The organism is Microcoleus sp. Pol12B4 (assembly GCF_036701385.1).
Taxonomy (GTDB): Bacteria; Cyanobacteriota; Cyanobacteriia; order Cyanobacteriales; family Microcoleaceae; genus Microcoleus.
This window is the reverse complement of sequence record NZ_JAUBQR010000339.1, coordinates 1-2,754: the sequence shown is the minus strand read 5'-3', so window position 1 is coordinate 2,754 and position 2,754 is coordinate 1. Positions and strand designations below refer to the sequence as shown.

General features: G+C 49.4%; 1 protein-coding gene. It reads right to left on the bottom strand.

Annotated elements, in window-relative coordinates:
• Nucleotides 1–2,754, bottom strand: a 2,754-nt coding sequence (locus QUA38_RS27630; RefSeq protein ID WP_333167537.1) for an amino acid adenylation domain-containing protein, incomplete at both ends; no start/stop codon positions are given.

Sequence of the window (2,754 nt, the reverse complement as noted above, 5' to 3'; positions counted from 1 at the left end):
CGAATTGCTCGCGGTAGTTAAATCTAATCTGCGATCGATCCAAGGCTTGCAGATGCGCCGCTACTTCTGCGCCATCGCCCAAATAGCGCAGTACCCCAAAGCCAGCACCTCGATTGGGTACGCCCCGCACCTGCTCTTTAATCGCCTTTAAAGCTTCCCCAGGCCCAGAGATTCCCTTGAGAATGAGCTGCACCGGGAAAATCGCCGCAAAGCAGCCGATCGTGCGCGACAAATCGATATCTTTGGCAAAAATTTCTCGCCCCGAAGCCTCCAAATCCACCTGCAAGGAATCCGCTTTCGTCCATTGATTAAAAGTTTGCACCAATGCAGTCAGCAATACTTCGCTCGTTTGGGTTCCATAAGCTGCTGGCACTTTTTGCAGCAAAGTGCGAGTTTCTTCAACATCGAGCAAAACTAATACAGCGTTTGCCCGATCGTTGCTTGGAGAATCAACGGGCAGTTTTGAGACTTCTTGACGCGCAGCGAGCCAGTAATCTCGCTCTTGCTGAATTTGTGGCGATTTGGCGTACTCTTGCAGAAATTCTGACCACCGTTTAAAAGTTGCTGTTGCGGGCGGTAATTCTACGGATTGCCCCTGACTCAACTGCGCGATCGCCGCAGAAAGCTCCTCTAGCAAAATTTGCCACGAAACGCTATCTGCCACCAGTTGATGAATCGTTAATAGCAGGCTGTTGGGTCGATCGTTTCCCTGGTTAAACAAAGCCACTCGCCAGAGAATTCCCTCGGCTGGATTCAAACTTTCTTTTAGCTCGGCTGCCGTTCTTTCTAAAGTAATTTCTCGTTCGCTCGCTGGCAACGCCGATAAATCGATGTATGAGAAAGGTTCTGTTTGAATTTCCTCTAAACTACCGTACATTTGCTGCCAGCCCGATTCTGTATGGAGAAATTGCAGGCGAAGAATGTCGTGGCGATCGAGCAATTTTTGCACCGCTTGCTGCCATAGTTCAGGAGCGATTGCCGAGTCTGTTTTAAATAAAAAGCTCTGGCATTTACCGGAAATTTTTTCTTCTAAAAATTCCTGCTGTATTGGGAGAATAGGCAGCAGTTTTTCTGCCGTCTCAATTGTGCCTGCAACGGCTGCAAGCTCGGCCACAGTGGGACACTCAAACAGTTGTTTGGGCGTCACGCGCAAGCCGGCTTGATTGATTTTGGCGACGATGCGAATACTGGATATCGAATCTCCGCCTAACTCGAAAAAGTTATCGTAAATTCCTACTTTTTCGACCTCTAGCAGTTGCCCCCAAATCTGGGCGATAGTTTCCTCGGCAGGCGTGCGAGGTTCTGCGAAAGTTCCTTCTAATTTCGCTCTGGCACTGTCGGGTTCTGGGAGCGATCGCCGGTCTACCTTTCCGTTAGGAGTTAAAGGCAAACTTTTGAGCGTTACAAAAGCCCAAGGCACCATGTACTCAGGCAATTTTGTCGCTAAGAAACGGCGAAGTTCGCTGCTGCTTGGTGCTTGTTTCCGATCAGAAACAAAATAACCCACGAGGCGCTTTTCACCAGGCGCATCTTCCCGCGCCACCACTACAGCCTGCGCGATATCTGGATGCTGCCCTAACGCTGCCTCAATTTCTCCCAATTCAATGCGGAAGCCCCGGATTTTTACTTGATTGTCAATTCGCCCGATAAATTCGATGTTTCCGTCTGGCAAATAACGAGCCAAATCACCCGTTTTATAAAGATGTGCTTCAGGCGCACCGAATGGGTTCGGAATAAATTTTTCTGCCGTCAATTCGGGGCGGTTGAGATAGCCCCGCGCCAGACTGCTACCGCCGATGTGCAGTTCCCCAGGCACGCCTACTGGCACTGGCTGCAAATGGGAATCCAGTAGATAAATCTGGGTATTTGCTATTGGTCTGCCGAGTGGAACTGTCTCGGAAATTCCTTTCAATTCCTCGCCATACACTTGATAGGTTAGTACGCCCACCGTCGCTTCTGTTGGCCCGTAGTGATTGAAAATAAGGCAATCTGGATTGATTTTACGAATTTCTTGAATCAATTCCCAGCTTGCAGCTTCACCGCCTAAAATTAGCCGTTTTCGTGGCAAAATAGACTCGGCTTGAGAAGAAGTTAAAAGAGCAGCAAGGTGCGAGGGAACAATCTTGAGGCAATCGATAGAATGGCGGCGGAAATATTCACCCAGTGCTTCTGGATCGGTGGCGCGTTCTTGGGATACTATATGGAGGCATCCACCCGAACAAAGTGCCGGGAAAATCGCTGTATTTCCCAAGTCTGCTGCGAAGGTAGAAACGGTGGCGAAACTAGCACCTGATGGCAGGTTTAATTTTTCCTGAATGCTGTACAGGTAATTGAGCAGTTGCCCGTGTTCGATCGCTACTCCCTTGGGCGTGCCAGTGGAACCGGAAGTATAGATGACGTAAGCTAAATTTTCAGAAGAAGCGCGAGGCGTGTAAGAGGCAGAAACAGTGGGAATGTCTGTATCGATGCAAACAATATTTACCTGAGTTTTCGGCAAGCTTTCAGCGAGTCGCTGTTGCGTTATCAGCACCTGAACTCGGGCATCTTCTAGCATGAGTGCCTTGCGATCTGCTGGGGTTGCCGGGTCTATGGGTAAATACGCGGCACCTGCTTTGAGAATGCCTAGCATTCCTACGATTGTTTCTAAGGAGCGATCGAGGCAAATGCCAACAACGACCTCTGGTTCAACTCCCAAGTTTTGCAGGTGATGGGCGAGTTGATTGGCGCGATCGTTGAGTTCTCGGTAGGTGATTT